20 protein-coding genes, 1 tRNA gene and 1 pseudogene are annotated in these 18,286 nt (G+C 66.5%); 7 read left to right on the top strand and 15 right to left on the bottom strand.

Translation table 11 applies throughout. The annotated features are described in order from the left end of the window. Window positions 1–85: 85 nt before the first annotated feature. Window positions 86–1,357, bottom strand: a complete 1,272-nt coding sequence (locus F3T56_RS11305) for an MDR family MFS transporter (RefSeq protein WP_149824706.1) — start codon at window positions 1,355–1,357, stop codon at window positions 86–88. 209 nt (window positions 1,358–1,566) lie between these two features. Here F3T56_RS11305 and F3T56_RS11300 point away from each other — a divergent pair, with 209 nt between their 5' ends. Then, window positions 1,567–2,328, top strand: a complete 762-nt coding sequence (locus F3T56_RS11300) for a phosphoglyceromutase (RefSeq protein WP_149824705.1) — start codon at window positions 1,567–1,569, stop codon at window positions 2,326–2,328. Window positions 2,329–3,024: 696 nt separating this feature from the next. Here F3T56_RS11300 and F3T56_RS11295 read toward each other — a convergent pair. The 11 genes from F3T56_RS11295 to F3T56_RS11245 form a co-directional block, all read right to left on the bottom strand. Beyond that, window positions 3,025–4,245, bottom strand: coding sequence for a tyrosine-type recombinase/integrase (locus F3T56_RS11295; RefSeq protein WP_149824704.1), 1,221 nt, complete (start codon window positions 4,243–4,245; stop codon window positions 3,025–3,027). Next, a complete protein-coding gene (locus tag F3T56_RS11290; protein ID WP_055520625.1) occupies window positions 4,245–4,481 on the bottom strand; it encodes a helix-turn-helix transcriptional regulator in 237 nt (78 codons plus the stop codon). Before F3T56_RS11290 ends, F3T56_RS11295 begins: the two co-directional genes overlap by 1 nt. Continuing rightward, entirely contained in the window at window positions 4,474–5,757 is a 1,284-nt protein-coding gene (locus F3T56_RS11285; protein WP_149824703.1) for a replication initiator, read from the bottom strand. Before F3T56_RS11285 ends, F3T56_RS11290 begins: the two co-directional genes overlap by 8 nt. A gap of 155 nt (window positions 5,758–5,912) precedes the next feature. Then, the gene (locus tag F3T56_RS11280) at window positions 5,913–6,158 is read right to left on the bottom strand and encodes a SpdD protein (protein ID WP_149824737.1); all 246 of its coding nucleotides are present in this window, start codon (window positions 6,156–6,158) and stop codon (window positions 5,913–5,915) included. A gap of 25 nt (window positions 6,159–6,183) precedes the next feature. Beyond that, window positions 6,184–6,378, bottom strand: a complete 195-nt coding sequence (locus tag F3T56_RS11275) for a hypothetical protein (RefSeq protein ID WP_149824702.1) — start codon at window positions 6,376–6,378, stop codon at window positions 6,184–6,186. Between the two features lie 24 nt (window positions 6,379–6,402). Then, entirely contained in the window at window positions 6,403–6,594 is a 192-nt protein-coding gene (locus F3T56_RS11270; RefSeq protein ID WP_149824736.1) for a mobile element transfer protein, read from the bottom strand. After that, on the bottom strand, window positions 6,594–6,779 hold the full coding sequence (locus F3T56_RS11265; RefSeq protein WP_149824701.1) for a hypothetical protein: 186 nt from the start codon (window positions 6,777–6,779) through the stop codon (window positions 6,594–6,596). The genes F3T56_RS11270 and F3T56_RS11265 overlap by 1 nt, the downstream gene beginning before the upstream one ends. 3 nt (window positions 6,780–6,782) lie before the next feature. Further along, window positions 6,783–7,439: a DUF2637 domain-containing protein gene (locus F3T56_RS11260; RefSeq protein ID WP_149824700.1), complete on the bottom strand. Its 657-nt coding sequence runs from the start codon at window positions 7,437–7,439 to the stop codon at window positions 6,783–6,785. 88 nt (window positions 7,440–7,527) lie between these two features. Beyond that, window positions 7,528–8,904, bottom strand: coding sequence for an FtsK/SpoIIIE domain-containing protein (locus tag F3T56_RS11255; protein WP_149824699.1), 1,377 nt, complete (start codon window positions 8,902–8,904; stop codon window positions 7,528–7,530). After that, the gene (locus F3T56_RS11250; RefSeq protein ID WP_046709300.1) at window positions 8,904–9,260 is read right to left on the bottom strand and encodes an SCO3933 family regulatory protein; all 357 of its coding nucleotides are present in this window, start codon (window positions 9,258–9,260) and stop codon (window positions 8,904–8,906) included. The genes F3T56_RS11255 and F3T56_RS11250 overlap by 1 nt, the downstream gene beginning before the upstream one ends. A gap of 168 nt (window positions 9,261–9,428) precedes the next feature. Next, on the bottom strand, window positions 9,429–10,217 hold the full coding sequence (locus F3T56_RS11245) for a GntR family transcriptional regulator (RefSeq protein WP_060903208.1): 789 nt from the start codon (window positions 10,215–10,217) through the stop codon (window positions 9,429–9,431). A 107-nt stretch (window positions 10,218–10,324) separates the two neighbouring features. Here F3T56_RS11245 and F3T56_RS11240 point away from each other — a divergent pair, with 107 nt between their 5' ends. The 5 genes from F3T56_RS11240 (at window position 10,325) to F3T56_RS11220 (ending at window position 13,748) form a co-directional block, all read left to right on the top strand. After that, window positions 10,325–10,732, top strand: a complete 408-nt coding sequence (locus F3T56_RS11240) for an NUDIX hydrolase (protein WP_149824735.1) — start codon at window positions 10,325–10,327, stop codon at window positions 10,730–10,732. 46 nt (window positions 10,733–10,778) lie between these two features. Continuing rightward, window positions 10,779–11,207, top strand: a complete 429-nt coding sequence (locus F3T56_RS11235) for an ATP-binding protein (RefSeq protein ID WP_149824698.1) — start codon at window positions 10,779–10,781, stop codon at window positions 11,205–11,207. After that, entirely contained in the window at window positions 11,201–11,593 is a 393-nt protein-coding gene (locus tag F3T56_RS11230) for a hypothetical protein (RefSeq protein ID WP_149824697.1), read from the top strand. Before F3T56_RS11235 ends, F3T56_RS11230 begins: the two co-directional genes overlap by 7 nt. 305 nt (window positions 11,594–11,898) lie before the next feature. Then, window positions 11,899–13,344, top strand: coding sequence for a deoxyguanosinetriphosphate triphosphohydrolase family protein (locus F3T56_RS11225; RefSeq protein WP_149824734.1), 1,446 nt, complete (start codon window positions 11,899–11,901; stop codon window positions 13,342–13,344). 337 nt (window positions 13,345–13,681) lie between these two features. Then, window positions 13,682–13,748 (top strand) — tRNA-OTHER (locus tag F3T56_RS11220). Window positions 13,749–13,760: 12 nt separating this feature from the next. Here the strand turns inward: F3T56_RS11220 and F3T56_RS11215 are convergent. From F3T56_RS11215 to F3T56_RS11205, 3 genes and pseudogenes are all read right to left on the bottom strand, one after another. Then, window positions 13,761–14,300 carry a restriction endonuclease gene (locus F3T56_RS11215; protein WP_149824696.1) on the bottom strand — a complete coding sequence of 180 codons (540 nt, stop codon included), beginning with the start codon at window positions 14,298–14,300 and terminating at the stop codon, window positions 13,761–13,763. After that, on the bottom strand, window positions 14,293–15,141 hold the full coding sequence (locus F3T56_RS11210; protein ID WP_172638891.1) for a hypothetical protein: 849 nt from the start codon (window positions 15,139–15,141) through the stop codon (window positions 14,293–14,295). Before F3T56_RS11210 ends, F3T56_RS11215 begins: the two co-directional genes overlap by 8 nt. 710 nt (window positions 15,142–15,851) lie before the next feature. Continuing rightward, window positions 15,852–17,090: pseudogene (locus F3T56_RS11205) on the bottom strand (tyrosine-type recombinase/integrase). Between the two features lie 229 nt (window positions 17,091–17,319). Here F3T56_RS11205 and F3T56_RS11200 point away from each other — a divergent pair. Then, a complete protein-coding gene (locus tag F3T56_RS11200; RefSeq protein WP_149824694.1) occupies window positions 17,320–18,282 on the top strand; it encodes an RNA polymerase subunit sigma-70 in 963 nt (320 codons plus the stop codon). The last annotated feature ends 4 nt before the right edge of the window (window positions 18,283–18,286 follow it).

Below are 18,286 nucleotides of genomic sequence, written 5' to 3'. Positions count from 1 at the left end.
GCCGGTGGAAGCAATTGAGCTGCTGACCAGCTCAATTGCTTCCACCGGCTGACACCGCCCTTGTACGCCTACCGGACCGAGGAGATCACCCTGCCTGTTGGCGCAGGGCCTCCGATGCCGGGACCTGCTGCTGCGCCTCAGTCTCCGCAGCCCCCTCCACCGGCATCCCCCGCATCAACATCCAGTACCCCGCCCCCGCCACGGTCCCGATCACCGCGCACAACCCCCACAGCCACTCCGCGCCCCACCGGTCGATGACGACCCCGGACATCAGCGGAGCGACCAGCGCGGCGACCGACCACGACATCGTGTACATGCCCTGGTAGCGGCCCCGGCCGTGCACCGGCGAAAGGCGGACGACGACGCCCGTCTGGGTGGGCGCGTTGACGATCTCGGCGAGGGTCCAGACGCAGACGGTGAGGGCGAAGACGCCGAGGGAGCCGGCGAAGGCGGTGAGGCCGAAGCCGTAGCCGGCGAGCACGGAGGAGATGACGAGGAGCCGCCCGGGGTCGCGGTGCTCGATGAAACGGGTGACCGGGATCTGCAGCGCGACGATCAGGACGCCGTTGACGGCGATGGCCAGGCCGTAGTCGGCGGGAGTGAACCCGGCCTCGCCCATCGCGACCGGCAGGCCCACCGCGCCCTGCTGGAAGATGAGGGCGACGAGGAAGGACAGCCCGACGACGCCCATGAAGCGTCCGTCGCGCAACACCGTCCCGAGCCCGACCTCATCGGCCGCGGCCTTCTCCTCCCTCGTGCGTTCCGGTCGCGACTCCGGCAGCTTCAGGAAGATGAGGATCGCGCAGGCGAGGGTCATGCCCGCCTCTATCAGGAAGCCTGCGAGGTAGCTGACCTCGGCGATGAAACCGGCGCCCATGGACGAGACGGCGAAACCGAGGTTGATGGCCCAGTAGTTGAGGGAGAAGGCCCGTACGCGGTCCTCGGGCCGGACGATGTCCGCCATCATCGCCTGCACCGCCGGCCGCGAGGCGTTGCTGGTCGCGCCGACGAGGAACGCCACGGCGGCGATCGCGACGGGATCCCGTACGAAGCCGAGCAGCGCGACGGACACCGCCGTCGAGGCCTGCGCGACGAGCAGCGTGGGCCGCCGCCCGAGCCGGTCCGTCATCACGCCCGCCACGAGCGAGGAGATGACACCGCCGAGGCCGTGCAGCGAGGCCACGAGCCCGGCATACGTGGCGGAGTACCCGCGGTCCAGCGTCAGGTAGAGCGCCATGAAGGTGGCGACGAACGCGCCCAGCCGGTTGACGAGCGTGCTGGTCCACAGCCACCAGAACTCGCGGGGTAGCCCTGAGACGGACTCCCGGACGGCGCGTCTGGCGGCGACGAGTGGCATAGGGGTCCCCCACGGACATAAGTGGCTCGGTAAGTGGCTCTGCGTGTAAGCACAACTTACGAACGCGCCCTCGCGCCGAGCCACCCAATTAACAGACACCGTCAACTGTCGGCATGACTGTTCGCTGCCTATCGCCCGATCCATCCCCTTCTTGTCCGCCTGCTGGCCGGGCGTACCGGCGTTCCCGGCCGTCTATTACGCTCGGGGCCATGGCCGACGCACCGTACAAGCTGATCCTCCTCCGCCACGGCGAGAGCGAGTGGAACGAGAAGAACCTGTTCACCGGCTGGGTGGACGTCAACCTCACTCCGAAGGGCGAGAAGGAGGCGACGCGCGGCGGCGAGCTGCTCAAGGACGCCGGCCTGCTCCCGGACGTGCTCCACACCTCCCTCCAGAGGCGCGCCATCCGCACCGCCCAGCTCGCCCTGGAGTCCGCGGACCGCCACTGGATCCCCGTCCACCGCAGCTGGCGCCTGAACGAGCGCCACTACGGCGCCCTCCAGGGCAAGGACAAGGCGCAGACCCTCGCCGAGTTCGGCGAGGAGCAGTTCATGCTGTGGCGTCGCTCGTACGACACCCCGCCGCCGCCGCTCGCGGACGACTCGGAGTTCTCCCAGGCCGCCGACCCGCGCTACGCGACGATCCCGCCGGAGCTGCGCCCCCGCACGGAGTGCCTCAAGGACGTCGTCACCCGCATGCTCCCCTACTGGTACGACGGCATCGTCCCCGACCTCCTGGCCGGCCGCACGGTCCTGGTCGCGGCCCACGGCAACTCCCTCCGCGCCCTCGTCAAGCACCTCGACGGCATCTCGGACGCCGATATCGCGGGCCTGAACATCCCGACGGGCATCCCGCTGTCGTACGAGCTGGACGCCGACTTCAAGCCGCTGAACCCGGGCGGCACGTACCTCGACCCAGATGCGGCCGCGGCTGCCATCGAGGCGGTCAAGAACCAGGGCAAGAAGAAGTAAGCAGAGCTGATCAAGCCCCCTACCTGCGGGTTGTCCGCTGGTAGGGGGCTCTTCGGTGTCTCGGGGCCGTCGCTGGGCCGTCAGAGAGATTCGCGGCCTCCTCGCATACCCCGGTGGCTGTCGGCGCTACCGGTATGCTGGTGCCGCCTCACCTGAACCTCCCCTGAACTCCGTGTGGGGGCACGCGAGTTCCAAGGCCCCGGCCCGATACGCGGGTCGGCTGGAGGAGAAGGGCAGGTGGTAGGGGTGAGTCTTGAGAAGGACAAGCCTCGTAGGTGGACCGAAGCCGAGAAGTGGCAGGTCTGGCTTGCGGGGGCTGGTCTGTTTGTGACCATCGCTGCCAGCGTGATGCAGTTCGCTCGATGAGCGAGTCACGCGCGAGAACGGTCGGGACCGGGCGCTGTACATGCAGCGAGCCCGGTCTGCTGCTACGCGACCGGGCTCGCTGACTGCACGAGGGCCTGGATCTGGTTGCCGCCGGATCCGGGTCCTCGGTCGTTCTAGGGTCTCTCGCACCTCGTGCTAGCTAACTAGAGCTAACTGGATCCGAGTCTCTCACGCGTATCCAATACCCTCAACTTACTGGGATTGATACCCGAGCTCTTCTTCCGCAACTTACCCTCGGTGAGGCTTATTTGCGTCTTCTAACGTCTTACACGAACGAAGAGCCGTTGCCCTCGGCGCTTGTCCTCCCCCTTACCGTCCAAACACCGAGGCCACGGCCTTGCGCGTGCGCTCCTGGCTGGATGGCATGAGGTGCGCATACACGCGCAACGTCAGTCCGGGGTCGGAGTGCCCCAGGTACTCGGCGAGCGCCTTGATGTTCTCCCCAGCGTCTAGGAGCACCGAGGCGTAGAAGTGCCGGAGCGCGTGCATGCCGTTCTCGCGGGACTCGGCGTAGGGCTGGCCGCGCTTCCGAACCGGGATGACCCCAGCAGCGGCGAGCGCCGGTTTCCACGCCTCCTCGTTGAGTGACGTACGCCAGACGTGCCCGCCACGTGGCCCCGTGAAGATCAGCCGCTTGGTCACCGGAGGCCCGTCCGCTACCTTCCACGGCAATGTGATCTCGACAGGCGGGAACCGCTTCATGTGCTCCCGGAGCGCATCAGCGACCGGCCCAGGAAGCGGTACGTCCCGTAGTTTGCCGCCCTTGGGTGGAGCGAACACGGCCTTGCTGCGGCTCAGCTTCAGTTGCTGGACCACGTGAAGCGTGTCCGACTCGAAGTCGATCGCGTCGACGGCGACGCCGAGGATCTCACCCTGACGAAGCCCGCAACCACCGCCCAGGTCGACCATGGCTTGGTACCGCTCGGGCATGGCGTCCTGGACGGCGAAGACCCGTTCCGGCGTCCAGGGAGCGACCCGCTTGACGTCCACCGTCGGCGGCCGGACTGACCGGGCTGCACACGGATTCCGGGGCAGGTGCCCGTCGTCCACGGCCGCACTCAGCGCGGCACGCACGTTGGAGTAGATCGTCCGGGCATACGAGCCCCGGACGCCGTTCTCTTGCAGCTTCCCGACCCAGTCACGGATGTGAGCAGGCTGGAAGGAGCCGAGCGGACGCGAGCCCAAGTAGGGGAAGGCGTGCAGCCGGAGCTGCGATTCCATCGACGCCTGGGTGTTCGGGTCCGGCGCGTGAGTCACCCACTTCTCGGCGTACTGCTCGAAGGTGATCCGAGCTGCACGCGGGTCGATGTACTGCCCGCGCGCCATGTCGGCTTCGGTGTGTGCCAGCCACTGATCAGCGAGCCGCTTCTGCCGGTCGGGGAAGCTCTTGGACTTCTCAGTACCGTCCGGCCCGACGTACCGGGCCCGGTAACGGGACCCCGTTCCGTACCGCTCCGTCTTGACCCTGCGAGCCTTCCCGTCCGGCCCGGTCTCCGTTCTGTACCAGCGGTCTTGGATGTGCCCGGCCATCAGGCAGCAGCCCCTTCCATCAGGGACTCGACCCAGGCCCGAACGTCCACGGGGTCGTAGCGCAGATGCCGGCCAACCCGGAAGCCACGCGGCCCAGTGCGCTTCCGCCGCCACTGGTAGACCGTCTCGACCGGCACGCCCAGGATTTCGGCGACGTCCAGAGGAGTCAGGTACCGCGAAGGCAGAGCGCGCGGTTCGGCGGCTGCTTCCACGACGGCGAGATGGCGCTTAGCCACGGGTCGGCTCTCCTTCTGTTCCGGGGGCGGGTTCGAGGGATGCGGCAAGCCAGGCTTCGGCGTCGGATAGTCCGGTTCCGGCGAAGACCCAGTGCGCGAGGACGTACGTCGTGTCGGGCGCCGCTCCGTTGGCCGTTGCGGCTTGGGCGCGGCGCCAGTCGGCGCGGGCGTTGCGGAGGGCGCCGAGGGTGGTGGAGTAGCGGCGGGATTTGGTGGAGAAGTGGCCGCGGAAGCCGAGCATGTGCGCCCAGGCGCGCAAGCGGAGGTGTTCGAGGCTCTTGCGGGCGCCGAGGGTCCAGGCGGTTCGGATGAGGCGGCGGGCGTGGTCACTGATGTCGAGCTGGGCGAGTTCGGCGGCGAACTTGAGTGGGCGGTCGAGAGCTCCCGTGGCTGTCTCGGCGCCCTTGGTGGCGTACTTGGCGATGTACGCGGCGACCGCGCGCTCGGTCAGCTCCTGGCCGCCGTCGAAGTCGGCGGAGCGGATGGTGCGGACATCGAGTTGGCGGCCGAAGGTGAAGCTGTGGGTGCGTCGGTCGATGACGGGGCCGTCGACGCGGACCTTGGCTGCCGCCGTCTCGATGGCGTCGGTGAGGAGTTCGGGGGTGGCCCAGGCCGGGGGTGGGGTATCGCCGCCGGTGGGGCCGTCGATGCGGATGACGGCGTGGAAGTGGACGGCGCCGCGCTTTTGGTACTCGGCGACCTTGGCGAAGGAGACGCGGGCGTGGTCGCGGAACCGGCGTTGTGACAGGCCCGCGCGCTTGGCGACTTCCCGGCGCAGGTAGGTGGAGAAGCGTCGCCAGAGCGGTCCGGCGTGCGCGTTCCAGAGAACGGCCGCTTCGTAGTCGTACGTGTCCGGGTCGAGCGGGGTGCCGAGTACGGCGTCATCCTGGTCGTGGCGGGTTCCGCAGCGGCAGGGCCGTCCGCTGGAAGGGCGGTTGTGGACCGGGCCGAAGCTCGGTGCGGTGAAGGTGGCGAAGACGCGCGGGTGGGTGGCGACGTGTTCGGGGATGCCCTTGCCGCCGCGCAGGCCGGAGGTGATCAGGTGGAAGGTGTCGCGGCGGTAGACCTCGGAGCAGGCGGCACACCGAGTCGTGCGGCGGTTGTTGCAGCGGACGAGGAGTTGGCCGGCCGGGAGGTTGGTGGAGTCGAGGTGGTGGAGGACGCGGCCGATCTCGCCGGTCGTGGTGTCGACGTCGTGCTCGGTGCGGTGGCCGTCGAGGCGGATCGGGTTGACGCAGCCGCCGAGGCCGGAGAGCTGACGGAGGATACCGGGCAGGGTGCCGTGCTCCGCGAGCTTCGCGAGTTCCGGGAGCGGGGGCGGTGTGGTGCGGGTGAAGATGGCAGTTCTCCTTCTGACTGGCTCGGTCAGGAGTGATGGCCCCGGGGCGGCGGATGCTTGGTCGTGTGTGCCGCCCCGGGTGTCGGGCGCGTTCAGCGCCGGTTCTGTTGGCGGATCAGGGAGCGCAGGACCACGGCCGCGATGGCGACGGAGACGGCCGAGACGGCGACGGCGGCCAGGAGCGCGGTGAGGACGACACCGCCGACGACCACGGCCGCCACGACTCCGGGGCTGATGGAGACCGCCGGAAGCGAGCGCCGCACGGGCGTCGGATCGGCCGGGGCGTGGGTGTGTGCGGGCGGCGGGGTGGGGCTGTCGGGGTACTTGGGCAGGAACACGGTCTCGATCTCCTCATCTACTCGTCTAGCCATGTGGGCCGTTTATGACGTCCACGCCGGAGCGGGTGCCGGACTCGATGGCGGGGGCGAGGAAGGTTTGCGAGAGGTAGAAGCCGAAGAGGGCGATCAGTACGACGACCCAGGTGCGGACGCCGAGGAACTTGACCGCTCCCCAGGCGAAGAAGCCGAGGACGACGACGAGCGGCAGGCTGACGGTCACTGTGTGCGGGGTCCCTTCGGAGGGTCAGCGGACAGGGCAGCGGTGGGTGCGGGCGGCCAGCTCGGCGGCGGCGCGGCTGTCGTAGTCGGCGGAGAAGCCGCAGCGCGGAGCCGTGCAGGCGGCGGTGTGCTTCTCGCGGCCCCGGCCGTCGTACGACGTGGCGACCTGAACCGGGCCGATGCGGGTGACGTTGCGGAAGCGGCGGTTGGGCATGATCAGTCCTCCTGTCGCAGGCTGGGGCCGGGGAAGTCGTGCAGGATGCGGGCGGCTTCGGCGGGGTCCGTGACGCGGTCGGCGGCTTCTTCGGCGAGGAGCCGGGCCAGCGTGGTACGGCCGCTGGCGGCCATCTCGCGGGCCGCTTCGAGGTAGTCGGCGGCGGTGTTGAAGCAGAAGAGGGGCACGGGTCAGCTCCCGGTCGGGGCGAGGTGGGCGGCGATGGCTTCGGCCATGGGCGCGGGGACGCCGAGGCGAGCGCGGAGAGTCGGGGTGTCGATGGGCGTTCCGGTGCGGTTGTGGTGCTCGGCAGCGACCTTGCGGGCGTGTTCGACCAGGGCGGCCGGGACGGGCACGGCGGGCAGCTCGGGCGGCGGCGGCTCGATGGCCGGTGGTATCGGTGGCGGTCCATCGGGTACGAGTTCGGGCGCGTCCTCCTGGTCCACGGTGTCGTCCGTGTCCTCGGTGTGCTCGTCGGCTGTCGCCGGGGTGGAGTGAGCGAGGAGTGTTCCGCCGAGGAAGGCGACAGCGGGCCAGCCCGCGACGAGGATGCGCAGCCAGGCCGGGACGTCGTTCAGGTCGAGTAGGCCGGCGGTGGCGACGTTCGCGCCGAGGGAAGCGGCGAGGGCGATGACGAACCAGCACCACCCGGCCGCTTTCGCCTCACCGGTCCGCAGTCGGCGCCAGGCGGCGACGAGCAGCAGATCGACCGAGACGGGATAGGCCCACGCTTTCCACCCGTCCTGACCGGAGGCCATAGCGATGTCGTGCAGGTGGGCGAAGGACAGCGCGGCGGCGATGAGCGCCTGGACGAGCACCGCGTCGACACGGGCCAGTTGGGCGCGCATGATGCGGCTCCTTCCGGATTCAGGCATGGCAGGGGTAGGGAGTTGGCGCGAGGCGGTCACGCCGACCGGGGTGAGGGGTGGGCGAAGGTCAGTCGGTCACCGGGTGCGGCTGCACTGCCGGAGCCGAGGACTCCACGGGCCGTACGGGGGTGTCGGGCCGGAAGGGCTTGAGCGCGGACAGGTCGGGCACCAGGTGGGCCGAGTCCCGGCAGATCGCGGCGGCGGCGCCGAGGGACAGGTTGGGCGTGCGGATGCGGGACCAGCCGCCGGAGGTGTCACCGGCCACGGCCAGGCCAGGCATCTCGGGAGCGATGGCGCAGGCGGCGAAGACCGCTTCGGGTGCGATGTCGCCGAGTGCCATCTTCGCGGAGGCTTCGTCGTTGACGCGGTGGCAGACCCGGCCGGTGAGCTGGGCCCTGAGCATGGTGGCGCCCTTGCCCAGCTCGGCGCCGAAGCGCTGCCCACAAACCTCCAGATAGATCCCGGCGGCACGGCCGAGCTGGGCGAGCCGGATGAGCTGAGTGACCATCTCGTCCCGTCGTTCCTCGTCCTTCTTTGTGGCGACGAGGAAGAGTTCGGCCACCTCGTCGACGAACAGCACGACCGGCACCGGGCGTTCGCTGTCAGGCAGGCCCCAGATGTCGGAGGTGATCTCCTCGTCGGGGGTGCCGGGGGCGATGCCCTGCCGGGCCTTGATCAGGTCGTATCGGTCCTCCATTTCCTTGATGAGCACGGGCAGCAGCTCGGCGGCTTCGTCGGGATCGGTGGCGAGGGCGGAGAGCCGAGAGGCGAACGGCGCCAGCTCCACACCACGCTTGCAGTCGATGCCGACCAGGGCGACGGGTTGCCGGGCAAGTCCGGTGATCAGATGGCGCAGGTACATGGACTTGCCCGACAGCGTGGCGCCGAGGGTGAGTTGGTGCGGAATGGTGCGGTAGTCGCGCACGAAGGGAGTGGCATCCTCCCGCAGTGCCACAGGTACCTTGAGGAGTTCGGCGGTGGCTTTGCGGGGCATTCGCACGTTCCGCAGCACATCGAAGCCGACGAGCCGCAGTTCGACCACGCCCGGCTTGACCGTCGTCACGTACACGGCGTGGACGCCCCAGGCGTGCCGCAGCCGTTCGGCCGAGGCGGCGACGTCAGCGGGTTCCTGCCCGGGAGCGAGCCGGAGGCGGAGCCGCAGCCCGGTCGAGGTGGGCCGGATGATGCCCCGCCGAGGCGGTACCGGGCGGACCTCCCGCCGGGTGGTGGCCTTGACGGCGAGGACCCGTAGCCGGGACGGCGCCACGGTCAGCCCGCAGGCCTCCATGACCGAACCGTAGGAGCCGAGGAGCCGGGCAGTGGATATCGGCAGGCCGACCGTGGGCCAGTACACGCGGGGGTGCTTGGCCCGGGTGTAGGCGGCCCCGCCACCGAGTGCGGCGACAGGACCACCCACCTCCAGAAGTGTCACCAGATCTGACATCAGGCGGTGGCCCCCATGGCGGCCGGGAAGGCGGCCGGAGTCACGGCGGCGGCGCGGAACGCGATGCCGTGACGCTGCTGCCCGTTGAACACCGACTCCCACGGCCGGGCAACCAGCCCCGGCAGCGAGACCGGCGCCCCCAGCGTCAGCCCCTCGGCCACACCGCCTTCCGGCACGGTGACCTTGACCAGCGACGACTCCCCGTCCTCGATGTAGACGACCCCGAGCGTCATCAGCGCCTCACCGCTGACGGCGTCCTTGGCGATCTCGCCCGTCTGCCGGTCCCGGACCTTGGGCTCAGGGGCCTCGGTCAGCAGGATCGTCGCGGCCGAGGTCTCAACACGAATGGTGCGCAAGGCAATTCACCCATCTACTCGTCTATACGTGATGCGGTCTGCGAACCCGATCTCCGGGCTCATGCGGACCACCCTGCCACAGCACTTGCCCACTCGTCTATACGAGTATGCCTGTTGGGGTGTACGAGTCGGAGAAGCGTCCCCCGCGCACCACCGCAAATCACCTCATCACGTCGCCGGAAGCTGATACGACAGCACGTACGCGTCCGCCGCCATGACCGTGTCGCAGACCTCCACGGCCCGACCTTCGGCATCGAAAGCGGTACGGATCAGGTGGATCACCGGCACACCGGAGGCCAGCCGGAGCGTCTTCACCTCGGCGGGTGAGGGCATCCGGGCGCGAATCTCCTCCTCGAAGTGGTCGAGGCGGTGGCCCAGCTCTTCGAGACGGGCGTAGATGCCGCCGGGCCCGGGGTTCGGCTCGGCGATCGGCGTACCGCGCGCGATGTCGAGCGGCAGATACGAGGTGGCGAACTCGACCGGCCGCCCGTCGAGCAGATACCGGCGGCGCCGAGCCAGCACCCGCCGCACGGACCCGAGCCGTGTCGAGACGTCCTGACTGGCCTTTTCTTCCTTGACCTCAAGACTGTCGACCTGAGGGTGACTGCCGGCCGCGTTGGCTTCGACGATGAAGGCCGCCTTGCCCTGTTCCCGGTGGCGCCGGGCGAACCGGTCGGATGCGAGTCGCCGCACGGGCGGCCGGGGCCGGACGAAGACACCCTTGCCGTGCTCGGCATGCACGAGCCCTTCGCCCTGGAGGACGGAGAAGGAGTTGCGGACCGTCATCCGGGATACCCCGTAGTGGTCAACAAGCTCAGCTTCCGAGGGCAGTTTTTCACCCTCCTTGAACCGCCCACGGTCGATGGCCTCGCGCAACTGGTCGGCGATCTGCCGAAAGACCGCACGATCACTCGTGGGATCGAGATCACCGAGGAAGCCGGAAGGAAGAGAGGGCACGTGTACTCCTTTAGATATCTAGACGAGTGGGCGATTGTTGTTGCTACGGTGGAGAGCCTAGCCAGCCGAGAGGGCCGAGGAACGTGAGCACCGAACGTCCGCACTCCGTGAGCGTCGCCGGAGTCATCGTCGACGACCAGGGCCGGGCCCTCTTGATCAAACGCCGTGACAACGGCAAGTGGGAACCCCCGGGCGGAGTCCTCGAACGCGAGGAAACCCTCCCCGAAGCCCTCCAGCGTGAAGTCCTCGAAGAGACCGGCATCAAGATCGCGCTTCCCGCGACCCTGACCGGCGTCTACAAGAACATGACGGGCCTGATCGTCTCGCTGGTCTTCCGCTGCGAGGCGGCCGACGGCACACCGACCACCGGCGACGAGACCCGCGCACTGCGCTGGGCCACCCGCGAAGAAGTCACCGAGCTCGCCGACGAGGCATACGCGATCCGCGTCCTGGACGCACTCGACGCGGCATCCCCGCCGGCCATCCGCGCCCATGACGGCATGAAACTCGTCTAGCCCGAACCCGCTGCACATGGCGGCCTACCAGCATGAAGGAACTTGTATGCACGAGTATACGAGCACCGCCCGGGTCTGGGGACTCACTTGCCCAGGTTTTCCGGAAGAGGTGAGCCGGGCCCGCCGCTGGACCCGCGACATCCTGCGCGGATCTCCCCTGGCCGAGGACGCCGAGTTGATCGTGAGCGAGCTGAGCGCGAACGCGATCCTCCACACGGCCAGCGGCATGGAGTCCGGCAGCTTCCATCTGGCTCTCGCGGTGACCCGGCAGGTGATCGCCCTGTCGGTGACGGACGGCGGAGGAACCGGCACGGCCCCCAAGGCCGAGCACCAGGACGGCGAGGCCGAACACGGCCGAGGCCTGGGCATGGTCACCGCACTCGCCCACCGGGTCGTCGTCCACGACAGCAACGGCGGCTACACGGTCACCGCGGAACTGTTCACCGGCACCCGACCGGGAGACCAGCCGTGCTGAAGGACGAAGCCCGCCGGGGCTACTGGTGCGAGTGCTGGACCGAAGACCTCACCGACGAGGGCGAGTTGACACTTCGAGCATCCTTCGACGCCTACACGGCACCGCAGGCCGACAGATGGGTTGCCGTCGCGCTCCGCACCATCTCTCCGGCGTTCGACCCGGAAGCATCCGAGCAGGCATGGCAGTGGCTGTACGACGGCCGCATAGAGACACGACGAGCCCTCTTGCGCTCCGAGCCCTGCACGGTGTCGGTCACGTTCTTCACCACTCGCATCACATGGACTATCCGACCGGTGATCTTCCTGCCCCTCGCGCACCGCCAGAGCGTGGAACTGCCAGCCTGCGCATACGACTTCAAGCCCCGACCGCCCCAGCGGGCCGACTGAGTTACAACTTTCTCTACTGGTTCAAGGCGGCTCGCTCCGCTCACCGCGCGCGGCCCGGCCCCCGGCCGGGCCTGCGCTCCTGTCTACGCCCCGCTCCAGCCCGGCCGGCGCCCGTGCCGCGCTCACAGCAATCAGCCGCTTGACCGGCGAACTTCTCTCTGCGCGTGAATAATCTACTTTCACCTCTTCAAATTCTTCCCGTCAGCACCTGGCGCCCAACGCGACAAACCCAGAGAACTGGTGCAGCATTGAAGTGTATCGGTTTACGTAGACAGCAGCATCAACTCACCGATTTGGCTGCGATTATGAGCAATTCAAATTCGGCAAAATTTGACGAGCAGCGCTATCTGGAAGAGCGAGATGCTTTCCATTCTCGAGACTTTCGGTCAGCCTTCCAAAATGACCGGGATAGGATATTGTACTCTTCGGCCTTTCGGCGCCTAGCAGGGGTTACTCAGGTAGCGGCAGTGCGTGAGCACCATCTCTTGCACAACCGTCTGACCCACAGTCTGAAAGTAGCCCAGATCGGGCGCCGGATGGCACAGTGCCTCGTGGAGGGAAATCGAGGATCTAAATTCGGTATAGAAGATTCATCCTGGCTGCCGGACATCGTGGAGGCCGCAGGATTGGCCCACGATATCGGACATCCCCCTTTCGGTCATATCGCAGAGGAAGTTCTGCACGAAGAATTGGAACCATCCCGCGCCGGATTCGAGGGGAATGCCCAATCCTTCCGCCTCGTAACTCGGCTTGCCTCCCGTAAAACCGGCATGGATGGGCTTAACCTCAGCCGGGCAACTTTGAATGCGATACTCAAATACCCTCAATACGCGGATGAGGTAACGACTGGCAGGAACCCTCATGAGTGGCATAACAGAGGGTATGGAACAAAATGGGGAGTCTACAGGAGCGAGCGGGAGTGGTTTGAGTTCGCCCGCCTCAGCCAGCCGACGAAGAAATCCCGCGACACAGACCCGAAGCTGCGATCCACTGCTGCGGCCATAATGGACTGGGCAGACGATGTCTCGTACGCCATCCATGACGTGGCCGACTATTTTCGAGGTGGTTTGATCCCGCTCGATATCATCCATCTTGAGAGCTGCCTCCCCTCGAAAGAGCAGCAGAAGCGGCGGGAGCACTTCATGGAATTTACCAAAAAGGAGCTGGGGAAAAAGTATAATGAATTCGACCCGGATCGCTTCGAGAGAGAATACGACCACCTAGTCTCCGAACATCTCCAGCTCATGGAGCCGTGGTCCGACACGAGGGAGGATCGGTATGAGCTAAACCAAATCCAGCGCAAGCTTCATCAGCTATATTCTAGCGGCGTTCGAACATCGAAGCACCCTCCCTATGTGGAGATTGACATCGACCATCAATACCAGGTGGAGGCATTGAAGCAATTCACCTGGTTCTATGTAATAAAGCAGCCAAGTCTGTCCATGGCCCAGAGTGGCCAAAAGGCGATCATCAAAACGCTACTGTATGAGCTAATGAAGATGCTCGAAAAATATGAGCCAGACTCGAATTTCACGAGCCACATCCCGGCGTATCTCCGCGACCGATACGAAAGCGTCCTTGCTTTTGGCGCGCAGAACCCAGGCGTGATGGCCACACCTGAGCATCAGCTAGCCCGTGCGGTGTGCGACTACCTCTGTGCCCTGACCGAGGATCAGACGGTCGACGTCTACGAGAGAGTCACGGGACACAGTGTCTCGCGCGGATCTATCTTCGGGGCCTGGTTCCACTGAGCGTCGGAAGTTGTTCCGCGAGCTCGCGCCAACGGAAGCAAGGAAGTACTCCTCGGGTCAAAGACATGCCTCCGGCCGGGGCGCTCAGGCTCCGAGATGGCGGGGGCGCCGTTCTCGAGTGCCGGCCGTGAGTGGCTGGTGCGGGAGCTCCGGCTGGTACGCCTCCACGAAGCGAGTGTGAGTCTCCCTCGTTGACCTGAGATGCCAATCTCACCTTCGCGAACGCTCCGCCACCGACCAAGCGTGCCACAGTCGTGCCAGATACAGGGGTCAGCCACGGTCAACAGGGGTAGCTAGCGGGCGCATTCGTGCCCGCTAGCTCGGCCACTGAAGTTGCAGGTCACCGGCGAGGAACCCCAGCCTCTCTCCTAAAGCGGGTGTCGCAGGTTCGAATCCTGCCGGGGGCACAGACTACGTCAGCCGAGAGTGAAGGTTCCTGCCGCTACAAGGTCCAGCAGGCGACGATGGAGAAGACCCACAACATCCCGGCTACAGGCGATCGCACTCAAATCCGCGGTTGTCAATAGTAGCATTCGCGTGCGTTCAACAAGTGCGAGTGCAGCCGACTGATAAGCAGCAGTTTGCTCGTACGGGTTTCCTGTTACCCCATTCGCAGCAACCAAGATTCCAAGTGTACACCCACGATGGCGAATCTTAGCCGCAAATTCGTTGACGGTAGCGGAATCAACCGGCCCACTCCAGTTTTTGCATTCAACAAGGAAGATCTCCGGCAGCGCTCGCAGGCCATTCTCTTCCCTGAAATTCATTACAGAGATATCCACCTCTTCTGAGATGAACCTGTTGAGACTGTTGCGTTGCACGTCACATCCTGGCACTGCAGCGAAGACATGCTCAAGGGCGTCCTCAAACGCCCGACCTCGAACGTAAGTCGAGTTCGCTGGATCGTTTGCACGGTCAAGATGCGACTTGAGTACCGAGCTATCAAAATTAGCCACGGTAGGGCACTCCGTGCATCACTGCGTTTCTCATAGAGAGGAGGATGCGGCTCAATGGCTGACTACTGAGCATTTCCACGAAATCGTGAGCCGAGATGGTAACTACTCGCGTATTAGATAGCTCAGGTGAAACGGGCCCGTGTTGTTCATTTCCCATCCAATGATAGATGAGCAGACCGAACGGAACCTGTCTAGTATCCAGTTGGCTGGAGAACGCTTCTACGGCTCGCTTTAGCCCGTGGCGTGGGGTGCTTTTCCATAGCTTCAATTGCACGAGTACTGGGCCGCCGAGGATCGGGCTCGCACCATTCACCCATAGCGCTGCATCGTATCCCATATCGCCAGTATCGCGGAACGCTGAAATTGCCGCCTCATCCGATTCCAATACGTCGAGCATCAGACGCTCAAAGCGTGCAGCCACACTTAGGGCACTAGCTGCTTGGCTGATCTCACCCAGACGCGTATGGGCTACATTGGCTGCCTCCTGCGACAGTGCGGGGATTTCTGCTGTTTTCGCCTGAGCTTCCGGTTTGCGACGCAGACTCCGAAGGAACTGGTTGAGATGCAGCCCCAAAGCATCTTCATTACTCAAGTCTGCTTCAACCTGAGTGACGCCAGCGAGCACAAGAGGAGCCCTGCGGGGCGGTTCGAGGATCAAGAAGACTGGGATGCGGCGGCCGAGGGCAACACCAACGTCCACCAATACAGCTGCCTCAGCGTCGCGGTTGTCTCCCTCGCCTAGGACAGCACAGACAAAATCAACTGGCGGCATGGGTGTCTGAGTGAGCCAGTCGACTCGTAGCTGGTCAGCCTTAACGAGGTCGACCTCCAGGCGGCGCATCACACGCCTTAGGCCCTCACTGGGGAGATCTAGATCAGCAGCCAGCAAGCATCGCATGTGCCTACCGTACCGAGGGCGCTGACGCCTCGACGCTACCCGAGGCCACTCAACAACCGGTAGGTCTGGCCACGGGCTTCGGCACGCACCACAAGCGCACCAGATCGATCGGGGAACAGCGGGGAATCACGGTGAAAACCGCCGAGTCCGACGAGGCAGCACCCGTGCCGTTCGCCCAGCTCAGCGCCCGAACCGGCCTTAAATGCTCGCAGCTTCCCAAGCTGAGGGCTCAGAAAGCGTCGTCACGGACTGGCCGTCTTGGCTTGCTGTGGTCGACGCAGCGCCAGCGTGGCGGAGGCCGGTGGGGGTGCAGCGAGACATACGCGTGCGTGGTCGGTCGGCGCACCCGCCGTCGTGGCTGACTGTCGTCGGCTGAGGGTGCGGACGGGTCATATCAAGGTGCCGGCCGTCAGTCGAGCGCGCCAAAGCTGGGCCGTCTCTGGGCCGTCCGAGGCTGCTCGACAGTGGCCAATGACGACCAACGGCGACCACCAGGCGCACGAGCCCACCGTCTCTGATCAGTGAAAACGCAGGTCACCAAGATCCCCGGCAAGACCCAGGGCAAGAAGAAGTAGGTTTTGTGATCATGTCCCCGACCTGCGCATACGGCGCGGGGCGGGGGCATTTTCACGGCCTGGTCCCTCTGTGGGACCTCAGCGCGGCGGGTCCTGCGGCAAGCGGAGTGCCTGACCGAGTGCCTTCCGGGCCCGGTCCCGGCTGCTCGGCATGAGGTGCGCGTACACCTTCAGCGTCAGTCCCGGGTCGGAGTGCCCGAGGTACTCGCTGACGGCCTTGATGCTCTCGCCCGCGTCCAGCAGCACCGACGCCTAGAAGTGCCGCAGGGCGTGCATGCCGTGCTCGCGCGCGGCGGAGTGCTCCCGGCTCTTGGCCTTCGGAATGACGCCCACGGACGCCAGAGCGGGCTTCCAGTGGTCCTCATTCAGCGAGGTACGCCAGACGTGGCCACCGTTGGGCTCGGTGAGGATCAGACGCTTGGTTACGGGCTGGCCGTCCGCCCGCATCCAAGGCAGCGTGATCGCGACGGGCGGGAACCGCTTCATGTGCTCCTTGAGCGCCTCCGCCACGGGATCGGGCAGCGGGACGTCACGGAGCTTGCCGCCCTTCGGGGGCGCGAACACAGCCTTACTCAGGCTGAGCTTGAGCTGCTGCACCACGTGCAGGGTGCCGCTGTCGAAGTCCAGCTCATCCACGGACAGCCCGAGGATCTCGCCTTGCCGTAGGCCACAGCCTGCGCCCATGTCCACCATGGGTCGGAAGCGTTCGACCATGGCGGCCCGCATGGCGAAGACGCGTCCCGGCTCCCAGGGGACGACCCGGCGCATGCCCATCTCGGGGAGCGTCACCGTGCGCGAGTTGCACGGGTTCCGGCGGAGGTAGCCGTCCTCGACGGCGGCGGAGAGGACGGCGCGGACGTTGGAGAAGATCACACGGGCGTAAGCACCGGACATGCCGGACGCTTCGAGCTGCGTCACGAACTCGCGGATATGGCTGGGCTGGAAGGGCCCCAGGGGCCGGGACCCGATGCGGGGGAAGGCGTGCAGCTTGAGCTGAGACTGCATCGAGGCTCGGGTGTTCGGGTCTCCGCTCTGGCTCGCGAGCCAGCTTTCCGCGAACTCCTGAAACGACGTCCGGGACGCGTTCGGGTCGATGTAGTCGCCACGGGCCACGTCCGCCGTGACCTTGCTCAGCCACTGTTCAGCGAGCCGCTTCTGTCCGTCGGGGAAGGACTTGCCCTTGCGCTTGCCGTCGGGCGCGAAGTAGCGGGCCCGGTAGCGCAGGCCGGTCCCGTAGCGCTCGGTCTTGACGCGGATGGTCTTGCCGTTGGCGTTGGTCTCGCTTGGGTGCGGTTCGTTTCGAGTGAAGCTCGCGATCAAGGGGTGAGGTCGTAATCCTGCTGGTCGGGGTGGGTAGAGGCGCGGGTGCTCGTGGGCGGCGTGGAAGCGCTCGGTTCCTCACGTACCCGCCTGCTCCGCGCAGGTCGCGGCGAGAGCACAGCGCCCGCCGCGACCGATGTTCCCGGCAGCAGAACGGCTGCAACCGGCTCCGTGAGGCGGCTACCGTAGGGGCGGATGAGCAGACCGGAAGGGCGGCAGCGCGGGGATGACGTCGACGGGGGACTTCGAGACCTTTGTGCAGCGGTACCGGCCGGAGCTGCTGGCGCACTGTTACCGGATGCTTGGCTCGGTCCACGACGCCGAGGAACTCGTGCAGGAGACGTGTCTGCGGGCGTGGCGCGCGCGGGACCGCTACGACCCGTCGCGTGCCTCCCTGCGGACCTGGCTGTACCGGATCGCCACGAATGCGTGTCTGACCGCGCTGGACGGGCTCGGCCGCCGCCCCATGCCTTCGGGTCTGGTCACCGAGAGCGAACCGCTGCGCCCGCTCCTCCACGGCGGGGAGGCAACCTGGTTGCAGCCACTCCCGGATAGCCTGCTCGGCTTGGGCGCCCCGGCCACCGCGGCGATCGACAGGGGCAGCCTGCGGCTGGCCTTCGTCGCAGCACTGCAATTGCTGTCACCGAGAGAGCGCGCCGTCCTGATTCTGCGCGACGTGCTCGACTACTCGGCGGCGGAGGCAGCGGACATCCTGGAGACCTCGGTCGCGGCTTTGAACAGCTCGCTGCAGCGGGCTCGCGCCCGGATCCGGGCCGCGGGAGTGCTGCAGGAGCAGGTCGCTGAGCCTTCCGACGCAGAGCAACGGTCGTGGGTGGACCGGTACATGGCGGCCTTCGTCCGGGCGGACATCCAAGGGCTGTTGCAGGTGGTGACCGAGGACGTCCTCATGGAGATGCCGCCCATGGTCAACTGGTTCACTGGCCGGGAGAACTACGCGAGCTTCATGGGCTGGGTATTCGCCAAGGCCGGCAGGGCCTGGCGGTTGCTGCCGGTGCGGGCCAACGGGCAGGCCGGCTTCGCCGCCTATCGGCGCGGGGAGGCCGGCGTGTTCGAGCTGCACACCCTGCAGGTGTTCACGGTCACGGCTGGCGGCATCAGCCGTGTCTCGGTCTTCCAGCACGCCGACGTGTTCGCCGCCTTCGGCTTGACGCAGAAGGTCGATGGCTGATCCG

The sequence above is a fragment of the Streptomyces tailanensis genome (assembly GCF_008386495.1).
Classification (GTDB): Bacteria; Actinomycetota; Actinomycetes; order Streptomycetales; family Streptomycetaceae; genus Streptomyces; species Streptomyces tailanensis.
This window is presented reverse-complemented; position numbering and strand designations above follow the sequence as displayed.